The 248-nt window shown below is 27.8% G+C and carries 1 protein-coding gene; it reads left to right on the forward strand.

What is annotated here, in order from left to right:
- The coding region (locus tag SB753_RS39965; protein ID WP_410805534.1) for a hypothetical protein at positions 1–248 on the forward strand (248 nt) is incomplete at both ends.

Raw genomic sequence — 248 nt, forward strand, 5'->3', positions numbered from 1 at the left:
TATTTATGAACACTGTAGAGAAAAGGATGAAGATGAGCCTAAATATGATCCTTATAATTTTTATGATGATTTAGATGATTTAAAGAGCGTGATTGCTACTAAGGAAATGAAAACATTAATAGAAATTTTAAAATGTCAAACCCTTTACCAAATGAAAGAATATAAGGTTTTATTCAAACGGATTGCAAAAGTGGAAAAGAAAATAAACAAAACGGTCAACAAATTCATTCGTAACAGTCATTTAGTAC

The sequence above is a fragment of the Paraburkholderia sp. SIMBA_053 genome (assembly GCF_046534895.1).
In the GTDB taxonomy this organism is placed as follows: domain Bacteria; phylum Pseudomonadota; class Gammaproteobacteria; order Burkholderiales; family Burkholderiaceae; genus Paraburkholderia; species Paraburkholderia caledonica.